Annotated in this window: 21 protein-coding genes, 3 tRNA genes and 2 pseudogenes; 15 read left to right on the top strand and 11 right to left on the bottom strand. The window is 53.4% G+C overall.

The window, feature by feature from the left end; translation table 11 throughout:
* Positions 1-64: 64 nt before the first annotated feature.
* The 6 genes from uvrY (at position 65) to ACMGGK_RS14450 (ending at position 4,256) form a co-directional block, all read left to right on the top strand.
* Positions 65-721: a UvrY/SirA/GacA family response regulator transcription factor gene (gene uvrY / locus ACMGGK_RS14475; RefSeq protein ID WP_004927947.1), complete on the top strand. Its 657-nt coding sequence runs from the start codon at positions 65-67 to the stop codon at positions 719-721.
* A complete protein-coding gene (uvrC, locus tag ACMGGK_RS14470) occupies positions 714-2,546 on the top strand; it encodes an excinuclease ABC subunit UvrC (protein WP_004927940.1) in 1,833 nt (610 codons plus the stop codon). The genes uvrY and uvrC overlap by 8 nt, the downstream gene beginning before the upstream one ends.
* A gap of 58 nt (positions 2,547-2,604) precedes the next feature.
* Complete coding sequence (gene pgsA / locus ACMGGK_RS14465) at positions 2,605-3,153, top strand: CDP-diacylglycerol--glycerol-3-phosphate 3-phosphatidyltransferase (RefSeq protein ID WP_004927937.1); 549 nt, start codon at positions 2,605-2,607, stop codon at positions 3,151-3,153.
* A gap of 144 nt (positions 3,154-3,297) precedes the next feature.
* Positions 3,298-3,373: transfer RNA gene (locus ACMGGK_RS14460), tRNA-Gly, on the top strand.
* A gap of 713 nt (positions 3,374-4,086) precedes the next feature.
* Positions 4,087-4,160, top strand: a tRNA-Cys gene (locus tag ACMGGK_RS14455).
* Positions 4,161-4,170: 10 nt separating this feature from the next.
* Positions 4,171-4,256: transfer RNA gene (locus ACMGGK_RS14450), tRNA-Leu, on the top strand.
* 119 nt (positions 4,257-4,375) lie between these two features.
* Here ACMGGK_RS14450 and ACMGGK_RS14445 read toward each other — a convergent pair.
* The 5 genes and pseudogenes from ACMGGK_RS14445 to ACMGGK_RS14425 all read right to left on the bottom strand — a co-directional run.
* Positions 4,376-4,675, bottom strand: a pseudogene (locus tag ACMGGK_RS14445) (integrase); the annotation flags it as partial.
* Between the two features lie 319 nt (positions 4,676-4,994).
* Positions 4,995-5,258: a hypothetical protein gene (locus ACMGGK_RS14440; protein WP_139182616.1), complete on the bottom strand. Its 264-nt coding sequence runs from the start codon at positions 5,256-5,258 to the stop codon at positions 4,995-4,997.
* Between the two features lie 284 nt (positions 5,259-5,542).
* Positions 5,543-6,538: an SDH family Clp fold serine proteinase gene (locus ACMGGK_RS14435; RefSeq protein ID WP_143778827.1), complete on the bottom strand. Its 996-nt coding sequence runs from the start codon at positions 6,536-6,538 to the stop codon at positions 5,543-5,545.
* Positions 6,539-6,664: 126 nt separating this feature from the next.
* Positions 6,665-6,769: a YoaK family small membrane protein gene (locus ACMGGK_RS14430; protein ID WP_143778828.1), complete on the bottom strand. Its 105-nt coding sequence runs from the start codon at positions 6,767-6,769 to the stop codon at positions 6,665-6,667.
* Between the two features lie 45 nt (positions 6,770-6,814).
* A complete protein-coding gene (locus ACMGGK_RS14425; RefSeq protein ID WP_420276987.1) occupies positions 6,815-7,465 on the bottom strand; it encodes a S24 family peptidase in 651 nt (216 codons plus the stop codon).
* A gap of 99 nt (positions 7,466-7,564) precedes the next feature.
* Between ACMGGK_RS14425 and ACMGGK_RS14420 the strand changes: the two genes are divergently transcribed.
* The 6 genes and pseudogenes from ACMGGK_RS14420 to ACMGGK_RS14395 all read left to right on the top strand — a co-directional run bounded on the left by ACMGGK_RS14420 (position 7,565) and on the right by ACMGGK_RS14395 (position 11,219).
* Complete coding sequence (locus ACMGGK_RS14420) at positions 7,565-7,762, top strand: Cro/CI family transcriptional regulator (protein WP_033646515.1); 198 nt, start codon at positions 7,565-7,567, stop codon at positions 7,760-7,762.
* A gap of 27 nt (positions 7,763-7,789) precedes the next feature.
* Positions 7,790-8,323: a YmfL family putative regulatory protein gene (locus tag ACMGGK_RS14415; RefSeq protein ID WP_060420235.1), complete on the top strand. Its 534-nt coding sequence runs from the start codon at positions 7,790-7,792 to the stop codon at positions 8,321-8,323.
* Positions 8,324-8,521: 198 nt separating this feature from the next.
* A pseudogene (locus ACMGGK_RS14410) lies at positions 8,522-8,707 on the top strand (helix-turn-helix domain-containing protein); the annotation flags it as partial.
* Positions 8,708-8,847: 140 nt separating this feature from the next.
* Positions 8,848-10,116 (top strand): hypothetical protein, encoded by a 1,269-nt coding sequence (locus ACMGGK_RS14405; protein ID WP_420276986.1) that lies wholly within the window; start codon positions 8,848-8,850, stop codon positions 10,114-10,116.
* A complete protein-coding gene (locus ACMGGK_RS14400; RefSeq protein ID WP_420276985.1) occupies positions 10,117-11,022 on the top strand; it encodes a hypothetical protein in 906 nt (301 codons plus the stop codon).
* 2 nt (positions 11,023-11,024) lie between these two features.
* On the top strand, positions 11,025-11,219 hold the full coding sequence (locus ACMGGK_RS14395; protein ID WP_060443470.1) for a hypothetical protein: 195 nt from the start codon (positions 11,025-11,027) through the stop codon (positions 11,217-11,219).
* 24 nt (positions 11,220-11,243) lie between these two features.
* Here ACMGGK_RS14395 and ACMGGK_RS14390 read toward each other — a convergent pair whose 3' ends face one another.
* Together ACMGGK_RS14390 and ACMGGK_RS14385 are read right to left on the bottom strand one after the other, a co-directional pair.
* On the bottom strand, positions 11,244-11,483 hold the full coding sequence (locus ACMGGK_RS14390) for a hypothetical protein (protein WP_420276984.1): 240 nt from the start codon (positions 11,481-11,483) through the stop codon (positions 11,244-11,246).
* A gap of 399 nt (positions 11,484-11,882) precedes the next feature.
* On the bottom strand, positions 11,883-13,223 hold the full coding sequence (locus ACMGGK_RS14385) for an anaerobic C4-dicarboxylate transporter (protein WP_004927934.1): 1,341 nt from the start codon (positions 13,221-13,223) through the stop codon (positions 11,883-11,885).
* A 122-nt stretch (positions 13,224-13,345) separates the two neighbouring features.
* Here ACMGGK_RS14385 and ACMGGK_RS14380 point away from each other — a divergent pair, with 122 nt between their 5' ends.
* The 3 genes from ACMGGK_RS14380 to ACMGGK_RS14370 all read left to right on the top strand — a co-directional run bounded on the left by ACMGGK_RS14380 (position 13,346) and on the right by ACMGGK_RS14370 (position 14,852).
* Complete coding sequence (locus ACMGGK_RS14380; RefSeq protein ID WP_239511171.1) at positions 13,346-13,912, top strand: PaaI family thioesterase; 567 nt, start codon at positions 13,346-13,348, stop codon at positions 13,910-13,912.
* Between the two features lie 141 nt (positions 13,913-14,053).
* Positions 14,054-14,335: a hypothetical protein gene (locus ACMGGK_RS14375; protein ID WP_016928239.1), complete on the top strand. Its 282-nt coding sequence runs from the start codon at positions 14,054-14,056 to the stop codon at positions 14,333-14,335.
* Positions 14,301-14,852 (top strand): hypothetical protein, encoded by a 552-nt coding sequence (locus ACMGGK_RS14370; protein ID WP_004927924.1) that lies wholly within the window; start codon positions 14,301-14,303, stop codon positions 14,850-14,852. Before ACMGGK_RS14375 ends, ACMGGK_RS14370 begins: the two co-directional genes overlap by 35 nt.
* A 56-nt stretch (positions 14,853-14,908) precedes the next feature.
* Here the strand turns inward: ACMGGK_RS14370 and ACMGGK_RS14365 are convergent, their stop codons facing one another.
* The 4 genes from ACMGGK_RS14365 to ACMGGK_RS14350 all read right to left on the bottom strand — a co-directional run bounded on the left by ACMGGK_RS14365 (position 14,909) and on the right by ACMGGK_RS14350 (position 18,839).
* Positions 14,909-15,178 carry a hypothetical protein gene (locus ACMGGK_RS14365; protein ID WP_016928237.1) on the bottom strand — a complete coding sequence of 90 codons (270 nt, stop codon included), beginning with the start codon at positions 15,176-15,178 and terminating at the stop codon, positions 14,909-14,911.
* Between the two features lie 96 nt (positions 15,179-15,274).
* Positions 15,275-15,412, bottom strand: a complete 138-nt coding sequence (locus ACMGGK_RS14360) for a hypothetical protein (protein WP_162531381.1) — start codon at positions 15,410-15,412, stop codon at positions 15,275-15,277.
* Positions 15,413-15,554: 142 nt separating this feature from the next.
* Complete coding sequence (proP, locus tag ACMGGK_RS14355) at positions 15,555-17,057, bottom strand: glycine betaine/L-proline transporter ProP (RefSeq protein WP_004927916.1); 1,503 nt, start codon at positions 17,055-17,057, stop codon at positions 15,555-15,557.
* Between the two features lie 414 nt (positions 17,058-17,471).
* The gene (locus ACMGGK_RS14350) at positions 17,472-18,839 is read right to left on the bottom strand and encodes a TolC family protein (protein ID WP_143778867.1); all 1,368 of its coding nucleotides are present in this window, start codon (positions 18,837-18,839) and stop codon (positions 17,472-17,474) included.
* Positions 18,840-18,842: the final 3 nt, after the last annotated feature.

Genomic DNA, 18,842 nt, shown 5'->3' with positions numbered 1-18,842 from the left:
CAAGTAATATCTCTGGCGAAAACAGAGGCCGATTGCGTTACTCCCTTTTTTTGGAGATTTTTCCTTGATTAGCGTTCTTCTTGTTGATGACCACGAACTGGTGCGCGCAGGGATACGACGCATTCTTGAAGATATCAAAGGTATAAAAGTTGTCGGTGAGGCTCAGTGCGGTGAAGACGCCGTAAAATGGTGCCGTGGCAACGCTGTCGATATCGTGCTGATGGACATGAATATGCCGGGCATTGGCGGGCTGGAAGCCACGCGCAAGATTGTGCGTTACGCACCCGACGTCAAAGTCATCATGTTGACCATCCATACTGAAAATCCTTTGCCCGCGAAGGTGATGCAGGCGGGTGCCGCCGGTTACCTGAGCAAGGGCGCCGCGCCGCAGGAAGTGATTAACGCCTTGCGTTCCGTGCATGCCGGGCAGCGCTATATCGCGTCTGATATCGCCCAGCAGATGGCCCTGAGTCAGTTGGAACCGCAGGCTGAAACGCCGTTCAGCTGCTTGTCTGAACGCGAGTTACAGATCATGTTGATGATCACCAAAGGCAAAAAAGTGAATGAGATCTCGGAGCAACTGAGTCTCAGCCCGAAAACGGTGAACAGCTACCGTTACCGCATGTTCAGCAAACTGAATATCAGCGGCGACGTTGAATTGACTCACCTGGCCATCCGACATGGATTGTTCAATGCGGAGACGTTGTTAAGCAGTGAATGACCGTTTTGATGCCAAAGCCTTCCTGAGTACCGTCACCAGCCAGCCCGGCGTCTACCGTATGTACGACGCCACGGGTACGGTGATCTACGTCGGTAAAGCCAAAGACCTGAAAAAGCGTCTCGCCAGCTATTTTCGGCAGCAGGTCAGCAGCCGTAAAACCGAGACGCTGGTTAAAAATATCGCGCAAATAGACGTAACGGTTACCCATACTGAGACAGAAGCGCTGTTGTTGGAACATAACTACATTAAATTGTACCAACCGCGATATAATGTTCTTTTGCGAGACGATAAATCTTATCCGCTGATTTTTCTCAGTGCGGATACCCATCCCCGTTTGGCGGTGCATCGCGGCGCCAAACACGCCAAAGGCGAATACTTCGGGCCTTTCCCCAACTCTTACGCCGTGCGCGAAACGCTGGCGCTGCTGCAGAAGCTGTTCCCAATCCGCCAGTGCGAAAACAGCGTGTATCGCAACCGTTCGCGTCCGTGCCTGCAGTATCAGATCGGCCGCTGTCTGGGGCCTTGTGTTGCCGGCCTGGTGAGCGAAGAAGAGTACCGGCAGCAGGTGGACTACGTGCGGCTGTTTCTTTCTGGCAAAGATCAGCAGGTATTGCACCAGCTGATTGAGCGTATGGAAGAAGCCAGCAAACTGCTTAATTTCGAAGAGGCGGCGCGCATTCGCGATCAAATTCAGGCCGTGCGCCGCGTTACCGAACGGCAGTTCGTGTCGGGCGACAGCGACGATCTGGACGTGATCGGCGTGGCGTTCGATGCCGGTATGGCGTGCCTGCACGTGCTGTTCATCCGTCAGGGCAAGGTGCTGGGCAGCCGCAGCTATTTCCCTAAAGTGCCGGGCGGCACGGATATGGGCGAGGTGGTGCAGACCTTTGTCGGCCAGTTCTATCTGCAAGGCAGCCAGGCGCGTACGCTGCCCGGCGAGATCTTGCTGGATTTCAGCCTGCCGGAAAAAGACCTGCTTGCGGAATCGCTTTCCGAGTTGGCGGGGCGCAAGATCCAAATCCAAAGCAAACCGCGCGGCGATCGTGCCCGTTATCTGAAACTGGCGCGCACCAACGCGGCAACGGCGTTGACCACCAAGCTGTCGCAACAGTCGACGATCCATCAGCGGCTGGCGGAGTTGGCCAAAGTGCTGAACCTGACGGAAATCAACCGTATGGAGTGCTTCGATATCAGCCATACCATGGGTGAGCAGACCGTGGCTTCGTGCGTGGTGTTCGACGGAAACGGCCCCGTGCGAGCGGAATATCGGCGTTACAATATCAGCGGCATCACTCCTGGCGATGACTACGCGGCGATGACGCAGGTGCTGAAGCGCCGTTACGGCAAAGCGCTGGAAGAGAAAAAGATCCCGGATGTCATCTTCATCGACGGCGGTAAAGGGCAGCTCGGCATGGCGATCGACGTATTCAAATCGCTGAATGTTACCTGGGACAAGAATAAGCCGCTGCTGATCGGCATCGCCAAAGGCGCCGACCGCAAGGCAGGGTTAGAAACGTTGTTCTTCGTGCCGGAAGGTGAAGGGATTTCTCTGCCGCCGGATTCGCCGGCGCTGCATGTGATCCAACACATCCGCGACGATTCGCACAATCATGCCATTACCGGTCACCGGCAGAGAAGGGCGAAAGTCAGGAATACCAGCGCATTGGAGCTGATTGAAGGCGTAGGGCCGAAACGGCGCCAGGTGCTGTTGAAGTATATGGGCGGACTGCAACCTTTGTTGAACGCCAGCGTGGAGGAAATTGCAAAAGTGCCGGGTATTTCACAAGCATTGGCAGAAAAGATCTACAATGCATTGAAACACTGAGGGCAATGTAGCAACATACTCTTAATTTCCACTCTAGCCAGATAGTTACCGTAGCATTATGCAATTGAATATACCGACTTGGCTTACCCTGTTTCGCGTAGTTCTGATCCCATTCTTTGTGCTGGCGTTTTATCTGCCGTTCAACTGGGCTCCGATGGTTTGCGCCGTTATCTTTGTGTTTGCCGCCGTCACCGACTGGTTTGACGGCTTCCTGGCACGTCGCTGGAAACAAACGACGCGCTTCGGGGCGTTTTTGGATCCGGTCGCGGACAAAGTGATGGTGGCGGTGGCGCTGGTGCTGGTGGCTGAGCACTACCACAGCTGGTGGATCACGCTGCCGGCGGCCACCATGATCGCCCGTGAAATCATCATTTCGTCGCTGCGCGAGTGGATGGCGGAAATTGGCAAACGCAGCAGCGTGGCGGTGTCCTGGATAGGCAAAGTGAAAACCATGGCGCAGATGATGTCGCTGGTGGGCTTGCTGTGGCGGCCGGATCGTTCCGTAGAGTATGTGGCGATTGGCTTGTTGTATATCGCGGCGGTGCTGACTTTCTGGTCGATGTTCCAATATTTGAACGCGGCACGCAACGATTTGCTGGAACCGTGATCGATACGCTGCAAAAATCGGCAAACGATCGTGGTGTGCCAACAATTTTATTGACTCATCACGTCAGGTAAGTAGAATGCATCGCATCAGACGACAACGATGAATTGCCGAAAGATAGCAAAGAAATCAGTCAGTTCTGGTAATGCGGGAATAGCTCAGTTGGTAGAGCGCAACCTTGCCAAGGTTGAGGTCGCGAGTTCGAGCCTCGTTTCCCGCTCCAAACATTAGCCTGTTGAATCTTCGTGATTCGGCAGGTAAGAAAAAGGGGCTTTGGCCCCTTTTTCGTTTTCTATTCCTTTGCCGTCCGGCGAAACCTTTCTTCATCTTCCTGCATCGACTATTGTCCCTATATCTCCTGCCATTTTCATACCGCAGGATGCCTCCTGAAAACAGGCTCATTTGATTGGACATCGTGTCGATGCTCTGTGGGGTATTGATGCCGATCCATCGTGCGGCGTACAACCCGATGTGAGTCTCCAGCTCTGCAGTTGCGTTGACCGTTCAGGGCGGTGGCACCGAAGATTGCGCGATCTCCCCATGATGATGCTTTGCCCGGTACCCCATGATCATAAGCAAATGAAAAGCCGGGGAGGGCACGGGCAAGCGATTCCTGTCGAGAAAAAAGATCCGATTTGCCCGTGAATCCCTGAGCCGATGCATATAAAATCAACATTTCGCTTGCCTTTCCGTTGGCATTGTGAACAGTGCGCCCACAAAATAAGCAGTTGAAAGCGTTAGAGAACTTTTTGCTATTTCGGGGGGTTGCCAAGGTGGGGGGTTTAGTCCATAATGCAGTCCATCGATTCGGCGGTAACGAAATAAATTACTTAAGAATCAGATGATTAAGATAAGCGATTTCAACATCGCGATTGAAAAGAACAAAACGAAGTGGGTGAATCACCGGCTTTGGCCTGAAAAGGCAAACAGAATAAAGGCGCGTTAACAAAGCGGTTATGTAGCGGATTGCAAATCCGTCCAGTCCGGTTCGACTCCGGAACGCGCCTCCAACTTTCCCGAGCCCGGGTGGTGAAATCGGTAGACACAAGGGATTTAAAATCCCTCGGCTTATGGCTGTGCGGGTTCAAGTCCCGCCCCGGGTACCAGGGAACAAAAATACCGAATAATCAAAGCAATAAGTAGTAATGTCGTAGACCGCCGAGAGGCGGTTTTTTTGTTTCCGCCCCACGCTTCATAATATCACTTCATAATATTTTCAGGCCTTCTACTGCTCGCCAACGGTTGGCACTACGGCGATCTTCCTCACATACTTAGCAGTCTGTTCCACATTCTTGTGGCCGGTTATCGCCTGGCGGTCATACAGGTTGCCTTCAAGATCTGAAACACCTTTAGCCTTCAAGTCATGGAAAGTAAAATCGAACTCAAGTTCAGGGAAACGCTCTTTAGCCTGCTGCTTTGCTTTCATCCATCGGCTGTTAAATCCATCTCGGGTGTATTTTGCCCCCGATGGTTGGTGGATGACATAGATACTGCTCATACCAGGTTTTAATGGCAATGCTTTGGCAGCAGAGATATCTGCGCTCGCTTTCGCTGCAGTGCCGCCGGCCCGGCGCATTTGGTGTGGTGGCTGGTAAACAACGCCCCCGAAGTTTCCAGCCTTGAACCACATTGGGCTGATCACTCATGGTTAGGATCCGTCACCGCTTCCAGAATTAAGGAGTCGGGGAGTGATCAGCCCGATGTGCGCCGTTCACCCAGCGACGTGAACAAAAATCCAAAGTAAAAACCAGAAAACAGAACAACCAACAACGCAATAAACCAAAGACCGCCAACCTCTTTTGCTCATGATTGCCTCGGTGGCGCCCTGTAGAGCGCGGTGAGTGCTAGTCGATGCCGTAGGCGTTGCGCTGGAAATCATCTGCCGCCAATCCGTCGCAGCGTTGTTCCTCTGCCGCGCCGCGTGCAAACCAATGCGCCCATTCCGTGGCAGTCCGTGGTGGCAACGGGTTGCCGTTGTAGTCGTTGTAAACTACGTCTGCCTGCTCATTGCATTGTTCCAGCGTGTCCCGCAGTTGGCGTTCAGATACGTCAGCGCCGTGCTGCTCATAAATCGTCTTCAGTTGTTGCATAGAAATCTGGGTAGCCATCGTGTAACCCTCTGGTGTAAGCCTGGTTCAGCGAATCATCCCGATCTTCGTGTGCCTCGGGCGGCTACTTCGTGGGCGTCCTGCCTGTTCGCTGCCGATGAATCAAATGTAGGATATCTGACATTTTAAGTCAATATTAAAATGTAGGTAATCTGACATTTTGGTTTGAGTGAATGTTGGGCTGGTGGAATCAAGGGGAAAGCAGTAGGGGGATTAGCAGGGAGAGGGCACAAAAAACCCGGCGCGGTGGCCGGGTCAGGGAAGTAAATTAGAAGGCGAAGAGATCACGCTTCAGGTTGCTGTCCATCAGGTTGTTGAACTGGTAAGGCTCCAGCTGCCTCTTGATCTCGTTTAGGTTTTGCTCCGCCTTTTTTGCCAGATCGTGACTCTCCTGAATCTGGCTCTCCAACATCTTGTTGAGTGTTTCCATCTCCAGTTTCAGATTCTTCGGCATTAGTTTCTTCCTCTTCATCTTGTGGTTCATGAGTGCAATCTACAACGCAGGGCTTTCCGTAGGTTGGGATTTCGTCATCATGAATTTTTTGGCAAAAGTATTCATATAAAGACTCCGTGATACCACTTGGAGCCTCTACACATTTAAAAAGTTCCCGTGCTTCTTTTCTATCAATTACAAACCCATGTGATGGATATGATGCAATGAGCTTCACCAATGCACCTTCTTTAAGGCTTTTCGACTTAGATGTCAATCGTTGACCATACGTGATTGCTATGCTCATGGCTCGCTGATGTTCGCCAAGCTTGATCGGGTCGATTTGTGCAGCCATAGGTGCAATCAATGCTTCGGTAAGCCTTGTCGCTATGTCAGCAGACATTTTTGTATTGATCTGGTTTTCGTAACGAATCTTAACTAAATGGGAATTAAACGCTGAAATTGAACGTTCTTTTAACGCATCCAGAGCAGTCATGATAGCAAGACCTGAACTAGACTCACCAATTTCATCATTTTTCTTTAACTGGATGTCCAACGGGCCCAGTTCTCCCATATCACCTATCACTAACTTGTTTGCAGCGATCGCTATAAGCGTACCAGCGCTTTTACATGGTCCAACTACAAGCAAGGTCACATCATCATAGTTGTGTTGTAGAGCGCGACCGATACGATAGCCTGCATCAGGATCGCCACCATATGTTGCCACACAAAAGACAACATCTTTCCGAAGACCAGGTGCCGATTTTCGTTTTTTTATCGCATTAGTGAGAGCAAGGTATCCATCTCTATGGATATCGCCAGTGTAGACATAAACATCATGATTTTCCACTTAACAGTCCCTTCTTATAAAATCATATTGTTGTTATAAGCTTGTTTCAAAGCACATCTGTTCAATATAACTTCACACAACGAGCCATGCCAGTATAGCTCAGTACCTCGTTCTTTAGCCTGAGACTTAGTTGACGCTATCAGGAAGTGCGTAACCACCTATGACGAACCAAGCCATCAGCACGACGGCGGTAACGATGATGGCAACGGGAAACATGTATCCGATTTTCATTTTATTTTCGACTCTGAAACTCATGAAGCGTGAGGATGCTAACATCTAGCGTATGGAGTGATTAACCTCTTCATCCTCAACATGGCGAGAAGCCTTGAGGATACCGGCCACATACTCCACTTTCAACACAGCACTTTGCGGCAGTGTAATTGGTCTATGGTCTTGATTGATGCTGGTAAACTGGTAACCACCATCGCGTGTGTAGTTGAGAACCTTGATCATGTTGTGGCCGTCTGCGGTGCGAACGAAAACTTCATCACCAGAATGCACTGAGGTACCTGGTTCGATGAGAACGAACTCACCAGACTGAATGCGTGGCCACATGCTATCGCCCCGGACGCGAAGCCCGTATGCATTCGGATCATCGCTATAAATCTTCAGCCATCCACCACGGTACTCGACCATGTCGATCATGCCATCAACTCCTAAAACGGCATCACCAACAACAGGGACAAGCCCTGGTCGAACCTTGCCTACATATGTGATGTTTTCGTCAAAATCGCCACCTTCAAGAAGCCAGTTTGGATTGCAGCTTAGGGCAGCGGCTAGAGCCTGGAGGTTCTCACCACCAGGTTTATAGTCGCCTGACTCCCAGCCAGTGACGGTGACACGATTGACCCCTATGCGCTTGGCTAAGGTGTCCTGAGTTAGCTTTAACTCTTTGCGTCTTGATCGAATTCGGTCATTCATTTCCATGTAGGCAATCCTACCATTTAGCGATGTAGGATTCCTTGACTCTTTAATGTAAGATATCCTACTATCCAAGTGTTCCATTCCCTTACCAAAGAGTGAGCCATGAAAAAAGATGATGTTATTTCGTACTTCGATGGGGTGGGCAAAACAGCCAAGGCATTAGGGCTGTCGCATGCCTCCGTATCGGGTTGGGGGGAGATTATTCCCAAAGGTCGAGCATTCGAGATCCAGGTTATTACTGGTGGTGAACTGAAAGTTGATCTCTCTCTTTACAAAAAGTCTACCGCGCCAGCGGCTTAACCAAAACCACAGAAGCGGAGAAACCTTGTGGACAACAAAGATTTCCCAACACAGGACGACATCAGCGAAGCGATACACAAGCTGATCACGTTGTTCCCAGGTAAGTACAGCGCGATGGCTCAGCAGTTGGACCCGGTGGCCGGTACCGAAAACGCATTGCGAAATCGCGTTCGCCAGGTGTCTGGTCAGGTAGTACCGCTGGGTATGGCAGCTGAAATGGAGTCGATATCTGGTCGTAGCGATATCACTGAAGCGATGTGCAAACGGGCTGGTGGAGTTTTCGTGAAGCTTCCAGAAGTCGAGCAGATGGGCAATGAAGAGCTGCTTTACAAATTTAACGATCTGCTGGCGTCTCTCGGCCAGTTCGCGCGCTTCCACAACGAGTCAACTTCTGACGGCGTTCTGGACCGCGAAGAAAGCAAACGCATGAAGGCCAAGGGCTATCGGGTGCAGTGTCTGGTGGCTGAAATCATGGTCGTTACAGAGATGTTGTTTGGAGAGGGTGACGCCACAGATATGCGGTCTGTGGCGTCGGTCGCATTAACTAAACGTGTGGAGTAATTAACGCATGAACAGATTAGCAGATAGTCGGCTGCGTGGGCAATTTCGGTGTGTGGCTTCAAGCTGTTCAAAGCCGCTCATGCCGTTGCGTTATGTGATGAGAATACCGGGCGGCTGGATGCCTGTCACCCACAGCGCGTTGCAGGAAGTTGTGGATCGTTTCAAGTATTTGGCACTGCCGGCGCCGGGAGCTGCTGCATGAGCATGAACCTGATGGCTCAAGCAATGAGCATAAAGGTTGGCAATCCCCTGCGTAAGCTGGTGCTGATTAAGATGGCTGATAACGCCAATGATGAAGGCGAATGCTGGCCGTCTTATCAACATATTGCTGACCATTGCGAGTGCAGCAAGAGCGCCGTGAAGGCTCATATCACTGCACTGATAGGCGGTTGGCTTTCTGCAAATGTTGATGGTTTTGATGAGACAGAACATCACCCCATATCTGTTGACGTGGATGGGAAAACAATACCATCTGCAGATTGGTTCAACACGGCCATAGCACCTGACGCGAGCGTATTCGAGAAATGCCGATCGATGCAAACGAGGTGCATGGTGGTGGTTCGGGTGGCCAGTCACTGAACACGCCAAAAGATGGCGCCGGCATTAATATTGTCAATCGCGATCCTGCTTTTCGTGGTCGAGTACTCGCGGGGGCAAATGGAAGGCCGGAAGGCGGCGGCATGGATCCTGTAAGCGAGTCAGACCGTTCTACGCTTAACGATGCACAGTATCCGGCTGCAGGATGGCGCCAGGGTAACGTGTTGCCGATGTATTATGCGATTCTCCATCAAAATCCTGGAAACCAGGTCTTTATTCATGCCCCATTTGCGGCAGGCGGCCGCTCTTTTGCTGAGATAAGCAAAGGGACGATCCCTTATCAAAACTCGCTGGACTTCGTGCAGCTTGGAAAAAATGCAGCCGACGGAGTAGGGAAGCGCTACTCGTTCAAATTCATGACGTTTGAGCATGGAGAGACGGATAACGACAACGGCAGTTCCCAAAATCCTGGTGACTATCTCGCGAAAATGACGCCTTATTTCTCGGGCATGCAAGTTGACTTCAAAGCGATTACCGGCCAGGCCGATAATTTTGTAGAGGTAGTGGGTCAGGTCGGCAGTCGCATCAACACCAAAAATCAGCAGGTAGACGATCAAGGCAACCCAATTGGCGAACCTGTGATTGTACAGCCGTACTCTGTCACCGCCACCGACCAGTTAACTTATGTGCGTCAGAACGCGGCAAAAGCCATCATGTATGGCCCCAAATACCCGCTTAACTGGCTCTATAACGATGCAACGCTTAGCCATCTGAATGCCGCCGGTAAGGTGTTGCAAGGCGAATATGCCGCACAGGCTATCTACTGGCATCTGTATGACCCAGTGAAAAAAGGCACCTGGACGGGGCTCAAAGCTCGCTCATTATCAGTGAATGGTAGCACTATCGACATCGTGTTCGATGTCCCATACCCACCGCTGGTAGTTGATACAACAACAATTGCTGATTGCCCTGGGCAAGGCTTCTCGTTACAAGATGCCTCTGCTGAGGTTCAGTCGGTAGTAGTTATCGCACCAAACACTATCCGGCTTAATCTCAATCAGTCTCCAGCAGTTACAGATCACCTATTGATTGGATTCACCAACACTGTTCCAGCAACCCAAGGCTTTGTCTATCCACTGGTTTGCCTGCGTGATAGCTCAACTCAAACATCACGCTGGATCACTAAGAACAACCAACCCTTTCCGCTATATAACTGGGCATGCCTCGATCGCCTACCACTGAATGGAGCATTTTAAATGACAGCAGCTATCAATACTGGCAAAGCCTATGCGGGTTTTCGTGCCGCTCTCGACTTGTCGGCATCAATCCTTGACCCGCAGGCGCTCTTTAATGCCTATAAAGCGCGGGTAGTGGCAGACGGAGGCACTATCCCGGACGAGTCAGGTTGCCTGGCGCGGTTTTCATTTTTACTGAACAATGGCATGTATGACCGAGCGACGGTATGTGCTGCGCCGGCATTCGGGCTAAAGGCGGATGGTTCAGGAAACGTCCAGACCATTTACAACCTGCTTGGTGTTGACGGTGATTTGATTGCAGGTTCCCAGGGCACTCCGCCGTTGCCAATGACGTATGATGCTACCGCGCGCGCGGTTATCATTCAAATTACGTCCGGCGGTGGCTGGTTCTTAAAGAGTCGCGCAAACCAGGTTATTCAAAAGGGCGGTGCGTATCTTATCGCTGGGCGCATGAGCGATCTGTACCGTGCGGACAACAACGGTATTCAGCTTGGGTACAATATCAATAATCTGCCGCTGGCATATCTGCGGACAATGATCACTAACAATAACGCCATAACTGAATCGTGGCGATATGGTACGCGTGATAGTGCCTGGCCAGCCGGCACTGGTGGCGCGGTAGGTGCTGCGACATCTATCTATGCTGACTATGTGCCATCGGCAGGACTTTTCAAAGTCGCGTCTGGTGTCATTGAAGGCTATGAGAAAGGAAAGCTGTCGGTAACCTCCTCCGTGGCGGCTACCGGTAAGCTTGCAGATCTAAGCAGTTTCACTGCCCCGTTGTTGATCGGCGGTTCGCAGGGCGCCAGTGGTGTAGGCGCATGCTATGGCGCTTTCAAAGATGTGTTGTTCCTGCACACTGCCGATGAGTCTGATGCGGTATTGGCTTCACGCCTGGGGATGTAACTATGGTTGAAGATTGGATGATCCCACAAGATTGGCAAAATCCGAAATGGAATCAGGACGGTAGCCAGCCTCATCACTGGCATAACTATGTCTCAAGCGCAGTTCAGCAAATATGGCAAAGCTTTACTGATGAGCAAAAGCAGGTGCTAGCCGCTGGGTTTGCAGAGGTGGCGCTGAACGAGGATTGTTGGGATTAAAGCAAAGGCCGGGAGGGAACCCGGCTATTTGTACAGCGTGGCAAAGTCGAATGAGAGCGCGGCATCAACGGCTTTGCCCTCTGTTTCAAACGGTACCTCTGACACGAGCGGCCAGCGCCCCTTATGCCACACATATAGCCAGTGCTGCTTCTCCTCGTCTTCGCGTATCGCGAACATCGGAGGGCTGTTCTGCTGAGGTTCTGGGTATCGGTCGTTTTCGTTGAGAATGACGATCTGCCGGCCGGCGAGAGTGATGCTACCCATTTGACTACTCCGCTGGTGGGTGTTCAGTAATGGTAGCACCTAAGAAAAATCCTTCATAATTTTGCGAGCGAGCGTTACGTAAAGTATTGATTTAAATGTCGCTAAAATTTTATAAATATTCTGAATATCGCAATCAAGTGATTGTTATCTAACGATAATAGCAGCAATTTAAAATCCCTCGGCTTATGGCTGTGCGGGTTCAAGTCCCGCCCCGGGTACCAGGGAACGAAAATACCGAATAATCAAAGCAATAAGTAGTAATGTCGTAGACCGCCGAGAGGCGGTTTTTTTGTTTCTGTAATTTGCATTATCCCCGCATTCCTTCCTGTCTTGTCATGCCTTATACCCATGGATTGTCATCCAGCTTGCAGGGAGCCCCGCAGGGCTCCGAAGTACAATTCATAAGAAACCGAACGCCGCAGCGAGGATCCAGCCGAAGACGCAGGAGACGCTGACGCCGATCAGGCCGGGCAGAATAAAGCTGTGGTTGATCACGAAGCGGCCAATGCGGGTGGTGCCGGAGCGATCGAACTGGATTGCCGCCAGATCGCTGGGGTAGGTTGGCAGAATGTAATAACCGTAACAGGCCGGCGCCGAAGCGACGATATAGGCAGGGTTAACCCCGATCGCCAGCGCCACCGGCACCAGCGCCGCCAGTGCGGCGGCCTGCGAGTTGACGAATTTCGACACCAGCAGCAGGATCAGCGCATAGGCCCAAGGGTACTCTTTCACCAACACACCCAGTGTGGCCTCGATCTGCGCCAGGTGCGCGCCGAACATGGTTTCCGCCATCCAGGCAACACCATACACCGCCACGATGGCGATCATGCCGGAACGGAATACCTCGTTTTTAGAGATAGACGCCGGGTTGGTGCGGGTGATGATAACGATCAACGCCCCGGCCATCAGCATGCACATCTGGATCACCAGAACCATGGAGAGCGGCTTGCCGCCGAAGCTGGGCCGCAGGCCGGAAAAGGCTCCCAGCACCGCCACCAGGGCGATGGTGGCGAGGAAAATCCACATGGCGATCCAGTTGCTGCGCGGCAATACCCGGTCCAGCAGGGTAGCGGCGTCGCCGTAGACGTAGCGATGGTTTTCCGGCACCGAGATGAACTTCTGGAACTCCGGGTCTTTGTCCAGGTCTTTGCCGCGGAACCAACTGAAGATGCCGATCGCCAGAATGCCGCACAGCGTCGAAGGGATGGTGATAGACAGCAGATCGAGGAATTCCAGATGGCGGCCATTGAAGGTGTAGCTGCTGAGCATCGCCACCAGTGACACCACCGCCACCGACACCGGGCTGGCGATAATGCCCATCTGCGCGCCGATCGAACTGGCCGCCATCGGCCGTTCCGGGCGGATATTGTTTTTGATCGCCACGTCATAGATGATCGGCAAGATGGTGTACACCACATGGCCGGTGCCGCACAGGATAGTGAGAATGCAGGTGACGAAGGGGGCGATGATCGAGACATAACGCGGGTTGCGCCGCAGCATCCGCTCGGCGATCTGCAGCATGACGTCCAACCCGCCTGAGGCCTGCAGGGTGGCGGAGGCCGCCACCACCGCGATGATCACCAGCATCACGTCTACCGGCGGTTTGCCGGGCTGCAGGTGAAAGCCAAACACCAGGATCATCAAACCGATGCCGCCCAGTAACCCCAGCGCAATGCCGCCCTTACGCGCCCCATACAGCAGGCATGCCAATATAACCGCTAATTGCAGAAAGAAATCCATGATAGATACGCCTTAAAATGTTGAACTTAACTGCGTTCAGTTTCCGGCGGTGTTTACAGTAGAAAGTTGTTTTAAATCTAAAGGCGCTTAAAAATTGTGGTTATTGACTCTAAAGAGTGATGATGGTCACGTTCAGAGAATCTGAAGAGCAGGCGGCTGACGACATCAGCACGAAAAAACAAGCCAAGAGGTCAGACCTCTCCTATATAACCGGTTTGCCACCAGAGGAGAGAGCAATGGATCCGACAAAAATGACCGGGCTGGCGTTATTACAGGCTGCGATGGCTGGCAAGATCCCACCGGCCTCGATCGCTGAAACCGTGCCCATGAAACCGGTCGCGGTGGAAGAGGGGTATATCCGCATCGCGGCGCGGGCCGACGGGCGCCATCTGAATCCACTGGGGGGCGTACATGGCGGTTTCGCCGCCACGGTTTTGGACTCGGTGACCGGTTGCGCGGTGCACAGTACGCTGGGCGCGGGGATTGGCTATGGCACCGTCGATCTGCAGGTTAAAATGTTGCGCCCTGTGCCTAAGGAAACTGATCTGATCGCCGAGGGGCGTCTGGTCTATGCGGCGAAGAACGTCGCTTTCGCTGAAGGCACGCTCAAAACGGCGGAAGGGAAGCTGCTGGCTTCAGCAACCGCCACTTGTTTTATTATTCGCCCCGCCGAACAAGCACCGCAATAACCTGCTCTTTATCGGGCTTCGGGCTATCAACCCGGAGCCTGATGCATTTATCTTTGGCTGCATACCTTGCTGCGCTACGATGGCAGGCGCGATACGCCATTGTGGTCTAGTATTCTTGGGTGAAAATTTATCGGGGTGATTATGCAGCCGTATAAAGAGGTTGAGTTTGATCATGAGCTTTGTCTGGCGATCGGCAAAGCCGTATTAGACGTGGTGGCGCAGGGGGAAGAAACCAGCGCTCCGGCGGTGATGAACGCGATTGAGCGGTCGGTGGAGCAGGGGCTGGATGATGACGAAACCGCCATCGCCGACGACGCTCTGGATTTGATGGCTCGTCTCATCCACGGCTTCAGATTCATTAATCTCGCGGGTGAAGAGGATACTTCCCATGCATTGGTTGAATTTCAAGCGCTACAAGAGTGACGTTGCCAAACAGGCTGTGCCGCCGCATTTGAATGCGGCTGAGTTTGCGCGGCATTACGCTGACAAGCCGCAAGCCGATACGGAAGAGTACCTTTCGTTGAGCGGGGAGATGTGCTGGGATGCGGTGGTGCTTTGCGCTCATCGTTCAGGCGCGCTCAGCAAGGCGAAATACAAGCAGCTGTGGCTGACGGTGTTCGATAAGCAATACAAACATTTCGTCAGCCCTGATGATACCGAGATCCGCACCATGGCGGATATGCTGCGCGCGCCGCAGGGATGTTTTATCGGTATATTTTCCATGCGCGACGCGGCGGCGCCCCGTTTGCTGCATGCCATGATCGGCACCGGCGCGGGATTTGCCGCGGGCAATAAAAATCTTTGCATCGGCGTGGGGGGCGCGGTCGGTTGGGAAAATCTCAATCTGGCGCGCGATCTGCGCTGGCAGCCGGAAGGCGGTTTTTTACGCCAAGGCGACAACGAAGTGCTGCGCATTTTTTATCGGCCTTTCCCCGCCTGAACCACCGGTCCGCAGGCTTTTTAGGATAAAAAACCGCCGTCCGGCGGTTTTTTTGCTTACTTAAACCCGCCGTTGCGCATGAACTCAAGACCGGCGGTGGTGATCCGCGTTTGATGCGGATCGATATCATAGTTGTTCTCGTCGATGTCGCTCATCACGTAGGCTTGTATCAGCCCCTTGGTTTTGAGATAGGCGAAGGGATCGGCGAAGGCGTGCGGGCTGGTGGCGTCCTGCTTCCACAGTTCGTAGGTTTTTTCATCCAGCGTGCCGGGGTGATTGGCGGCCAGCCGGGTCAGGATCTGATTGTAGAACTCATAGTCGGTCATGATGCAGTCCTCTTTATCGCGAGCGACAGTCTCGGAAAATAGCGTAACGTCTATCAATCATAGCCGAAGTTTTCCACCGCCTGCGGCGGCGTCGGGTTAGCCGCGTTGGCTTTCAATCCAGTGAAACAGACGTGAAATGCTGCAGGTGATATCGCCAATGTTGAAGAGCGCGCCGAGCCACAGGGTCAGCATCACCAGGATGCCGATGATGATGGGAAGGTCCATTTTGCTCATGATTATGTTCTTCATCAATAAAGAGTGTGCGGCAAAGCGTACCACCAATCCTGATTGTCATAAAAATGCGCTGCGCATTATTTCTTTTGAAATCAAAGTAAAAAAGCCACCCAAACGGGTGGCTTTTGTCTTTCAGCGGCGATCAGTCCAGCTTGGGGTGCTGGTCTATCAGGATCTGCTTTTTCTTTTCCAGCTCGGCGATCTGCGCGTTGATGTCCTCGACTTTCTGTTCGATATTGTCGTAGGTCTCCTGCAGCAGTTCTTTCGCTTCGGTACGGTCAGAAGCGGCCGGCGTCGCGCCGCGCAGCGGCTTGTTGGCGGTCTCTTTCATGTACAGACCGGTGATAAGACCGATCACCGCCACAACCATCAGGTAGTAGGCCGGCATGTACAGGTTGCCGGTCGCTTCGACCAGCCAGGCAGCGGCGGTCGGTGTCGCACCGGCGATCAGTACCGAAATGTTGAACGAAATCGCCAGCGCGCTGTAGCGAATGTGCGTCGGGAACATTGCCGGCAGAATCGAGGCCATCACCCCGGTGAAGGAGTTGAGCAGCACCGCCAGCACCAGCAGACCGACGAAGATCAGGCCGATGACGTTGCTGTTGATCAAAATGAAGCACGGGATCGCCAGCGCCAACAGGCCGATGCTGCCGCCGATGATGAACGGCTTACGGCCGATACGGTCGCTGGTCAGGCCGATCACCGGCTGCACGAACAGCATGCCGATCATGATGGCGATGATGATCAGAACGCCGTGATCCTCCGAGTAGTGCAGGTTATGCGACAGGTAACTCGGCATGTAGGTCAACAGCATGTAATAGGTCACGTTGGTGGAAATCACGATACCGACGCACACCAGCAAACTTTTCCAGTGTTTGGCCGCGATCTCTTTGAACGAGGTTTTCGGCGGATTTTCGATGGCGTTGCGATCCTCTTTCTCCATCTTATCCACGTGCTGCTGGAACGCCGGGGTTTCTTCCAGCGCATGGCGCAAATAGAGACCGATCAGGCCCAGCGGCGCGGCGATGAAGAACGGAATGCGCCAGCCCCAGTCGAGGAAGTTAGCTTCGCCGACGATGCTGGAGATCAGCACCACAACGCCTGCACCCATCACAAAGCCGGCAATGGAGCCGAAATCCAGCCAGCTCCCCATAAAGCCGCGTTTGCGATCCGGCGAGTATTCGGCGACGAAGATCGCCGCGCCGGAATATTCACCGCCGACGGAGAAGCCCTGCGCCAGTTTGGCCAGCAGCAGCAGGATCGGGGCCCAGATGCCGATCGACGCATAGGACGGGATCAGGCCGATACAGAAGGTGCTGACCGCCATGATGATAATGGTGACCGAGAGGACTTTTTGCCGGCCGAACTTGTCGCCCATGGCGCCGAAGAACAGGCCGCCGAGCGGACGCACCAGGAAGGGCACGGAGAAGGTCGCCAGCGCGGCGATCATTTGTACGCCGGGCGAGGCGCCGGGGAAGAAGACCTGGCCAAGTGCGTAGGCGACAAAGCCGTATACGCCGAAGTCGAACCACTCCATCGCATTGCCCAGGGCCGCTGCGGTGATCGCCTTCTTGAGTTTGCTGTCATCGATGATGGTGATGTCGTTAATGTGCATCGGTTTATGTCGTTTTTTTCTTAACTTCATATAATCATCCCTTAATGAATTATTCGTTGTTCGTGAAAGCGTAATCTCCGTTCACTGTTGTTTTCGAGTTATCAAATAGGCTAATCGAATCGCGGTTCAAGACGATTCATTATCCACATTTAAGTTGGGATGTGGATCACAAAATACCGTCATTTATGCCAAGGTTATGTCATTTAGGTGACTAATTATTTTGCATCTATAGCTTAACGTTATATCTTGCGGCGATCAAATCCAGCAGTTTAACTTAAGTATTTGCACCGATTTGGTGCGAGAATGGTCTAATAAATGTGCGATTTGACGATTTTTCGTCTAATTGGTGATGTTTCAAGTATAGAGAGTGCGGGAGATAAAACCGGAAAAATTGATGTGTTCGCCGCTAAAAAAACGCCTGACCCACTGGCCAGGCAGTTTGGATTAGGGCGCCGACGAACCGCCGAACTCCAGATAGATTTTCGCCAGATTCTGGTACTGCGCGAAGCGGTTTTCGTCCACCGCCAGTTCCGCCTGACGGCGTTGCTCCTGCGCGTTTAACCAGTCGGTTATGGTGACGGCGCCCTGCCGGTAACGCACTTCGTTCAGCCGTTCCGATTTGCGCGCCAGCGCCAGCGAGGCCTGCAGCTGTGTCTCTTGCGCCAGCAGTTGCGCGCGCAGCGACAGGGCGTTGTTCACATCGCCCATCGCCTTGTACAGCGCCTGCCTGAACTCCAGCACCAGCTGTTCATAGTCGTTGCGGGCGATCTTGATCTCCACGCCCATTTGTCGCCATTGCAGGAACGGCATCGTCAGGCCGGCGCCGAGGCTGCCCGTCGGGTTGCGCAGGAATTCCAGCAGCGCGCTGCTGCTGGCGCCCAGCGAGCCAGTCAGGCTGAACGCGGGATAGTATTGCAGACGTTTCTCGTCGACGTTGGCCAGGGCGGCGCGCAACCGCAGTTCTTTAGCGTTGAGATCCGGACGACGGCTCAAGACGCTGGCGGGAATGCCGGTGTTGATCTGCGGCATCGCCGTCTTCGGCAGACGCGCGGGCGCGATAGTGGCCTGGCCTGATGGCGCGCCCCGCAGCACCGCCTGTTCATTCAGCGCCTGTTGACGATCGTGTTGCAGCGTCAACAGCCGGCTTTCCTGCGTCAATAGGTTTTGTTCCGCGTTCACTACGTCCAGCGCTGAGATGCTGCCGGCCTGATAACGGGCGTTGGCCAGCCGCAGCGTCGTTTTGGCATACGCGATGCTCGCCTGGCTGACGCCGATCTGCTGATTGAGAAAACCGATGCGCCAGTAGTTGGTGGCGGCGTCGGCCAGCAGCGTCAGCCGAGCCGTTCGCAGATCCTGCTCGGAAGCCTGGCTGGCCCACTCGGCGGCGTCGCGCTGGCGCGCCAGTTTGCCCCACAGATCGACTTCATAGCTCGTAGAGAGAGTCGCGCCGCTGGTTTTATTCCAGGCGGAGGACTCGGACAACGGGCGATTGATGCCGCTGCTTAACGAGGCGCTGACGTCAGGCGCGGTGCTGATGCCGACGCGTTCCGCCTCGAGCCGCGCGCGGTAGACGCGCAGCACGGCGACGGCCAGATCGTTGTTGCTCGCCATCACCTGTTGCAGCCAGCGATCGAGCTCAGGATCGTGGAAATCACGCCAGTCGAACGGCGTCGGCGCGGCGTTTTCGGCGGCGTATTGCCACCCCGCAGGATAGTTGACCTGCGGCGCCCGGTAGTCGCTTTTCAGAGCGTTGCCGCAGCCGGCGGTGAGCAGAGCGGCGAGGCTTAACGCCAGGGGAGAGAGAATTTTCATGGG

This window comes from Serratia sp. BNK-33-b (genome assembly GCF_048684565.1).
In the GTDB taxonomy this organism is placed as follows: domain Bacteria; phylum Pseudomonadota; class Gammaproteobacteria; order Enterobacterales; family Enterobacteriaceae; genus Serratia; species Serratia marcescens.
Note: the sequence above shows the minus strand (reverse complement) of the source record. Positions and strands in the feature narration are given on the sequence as shown.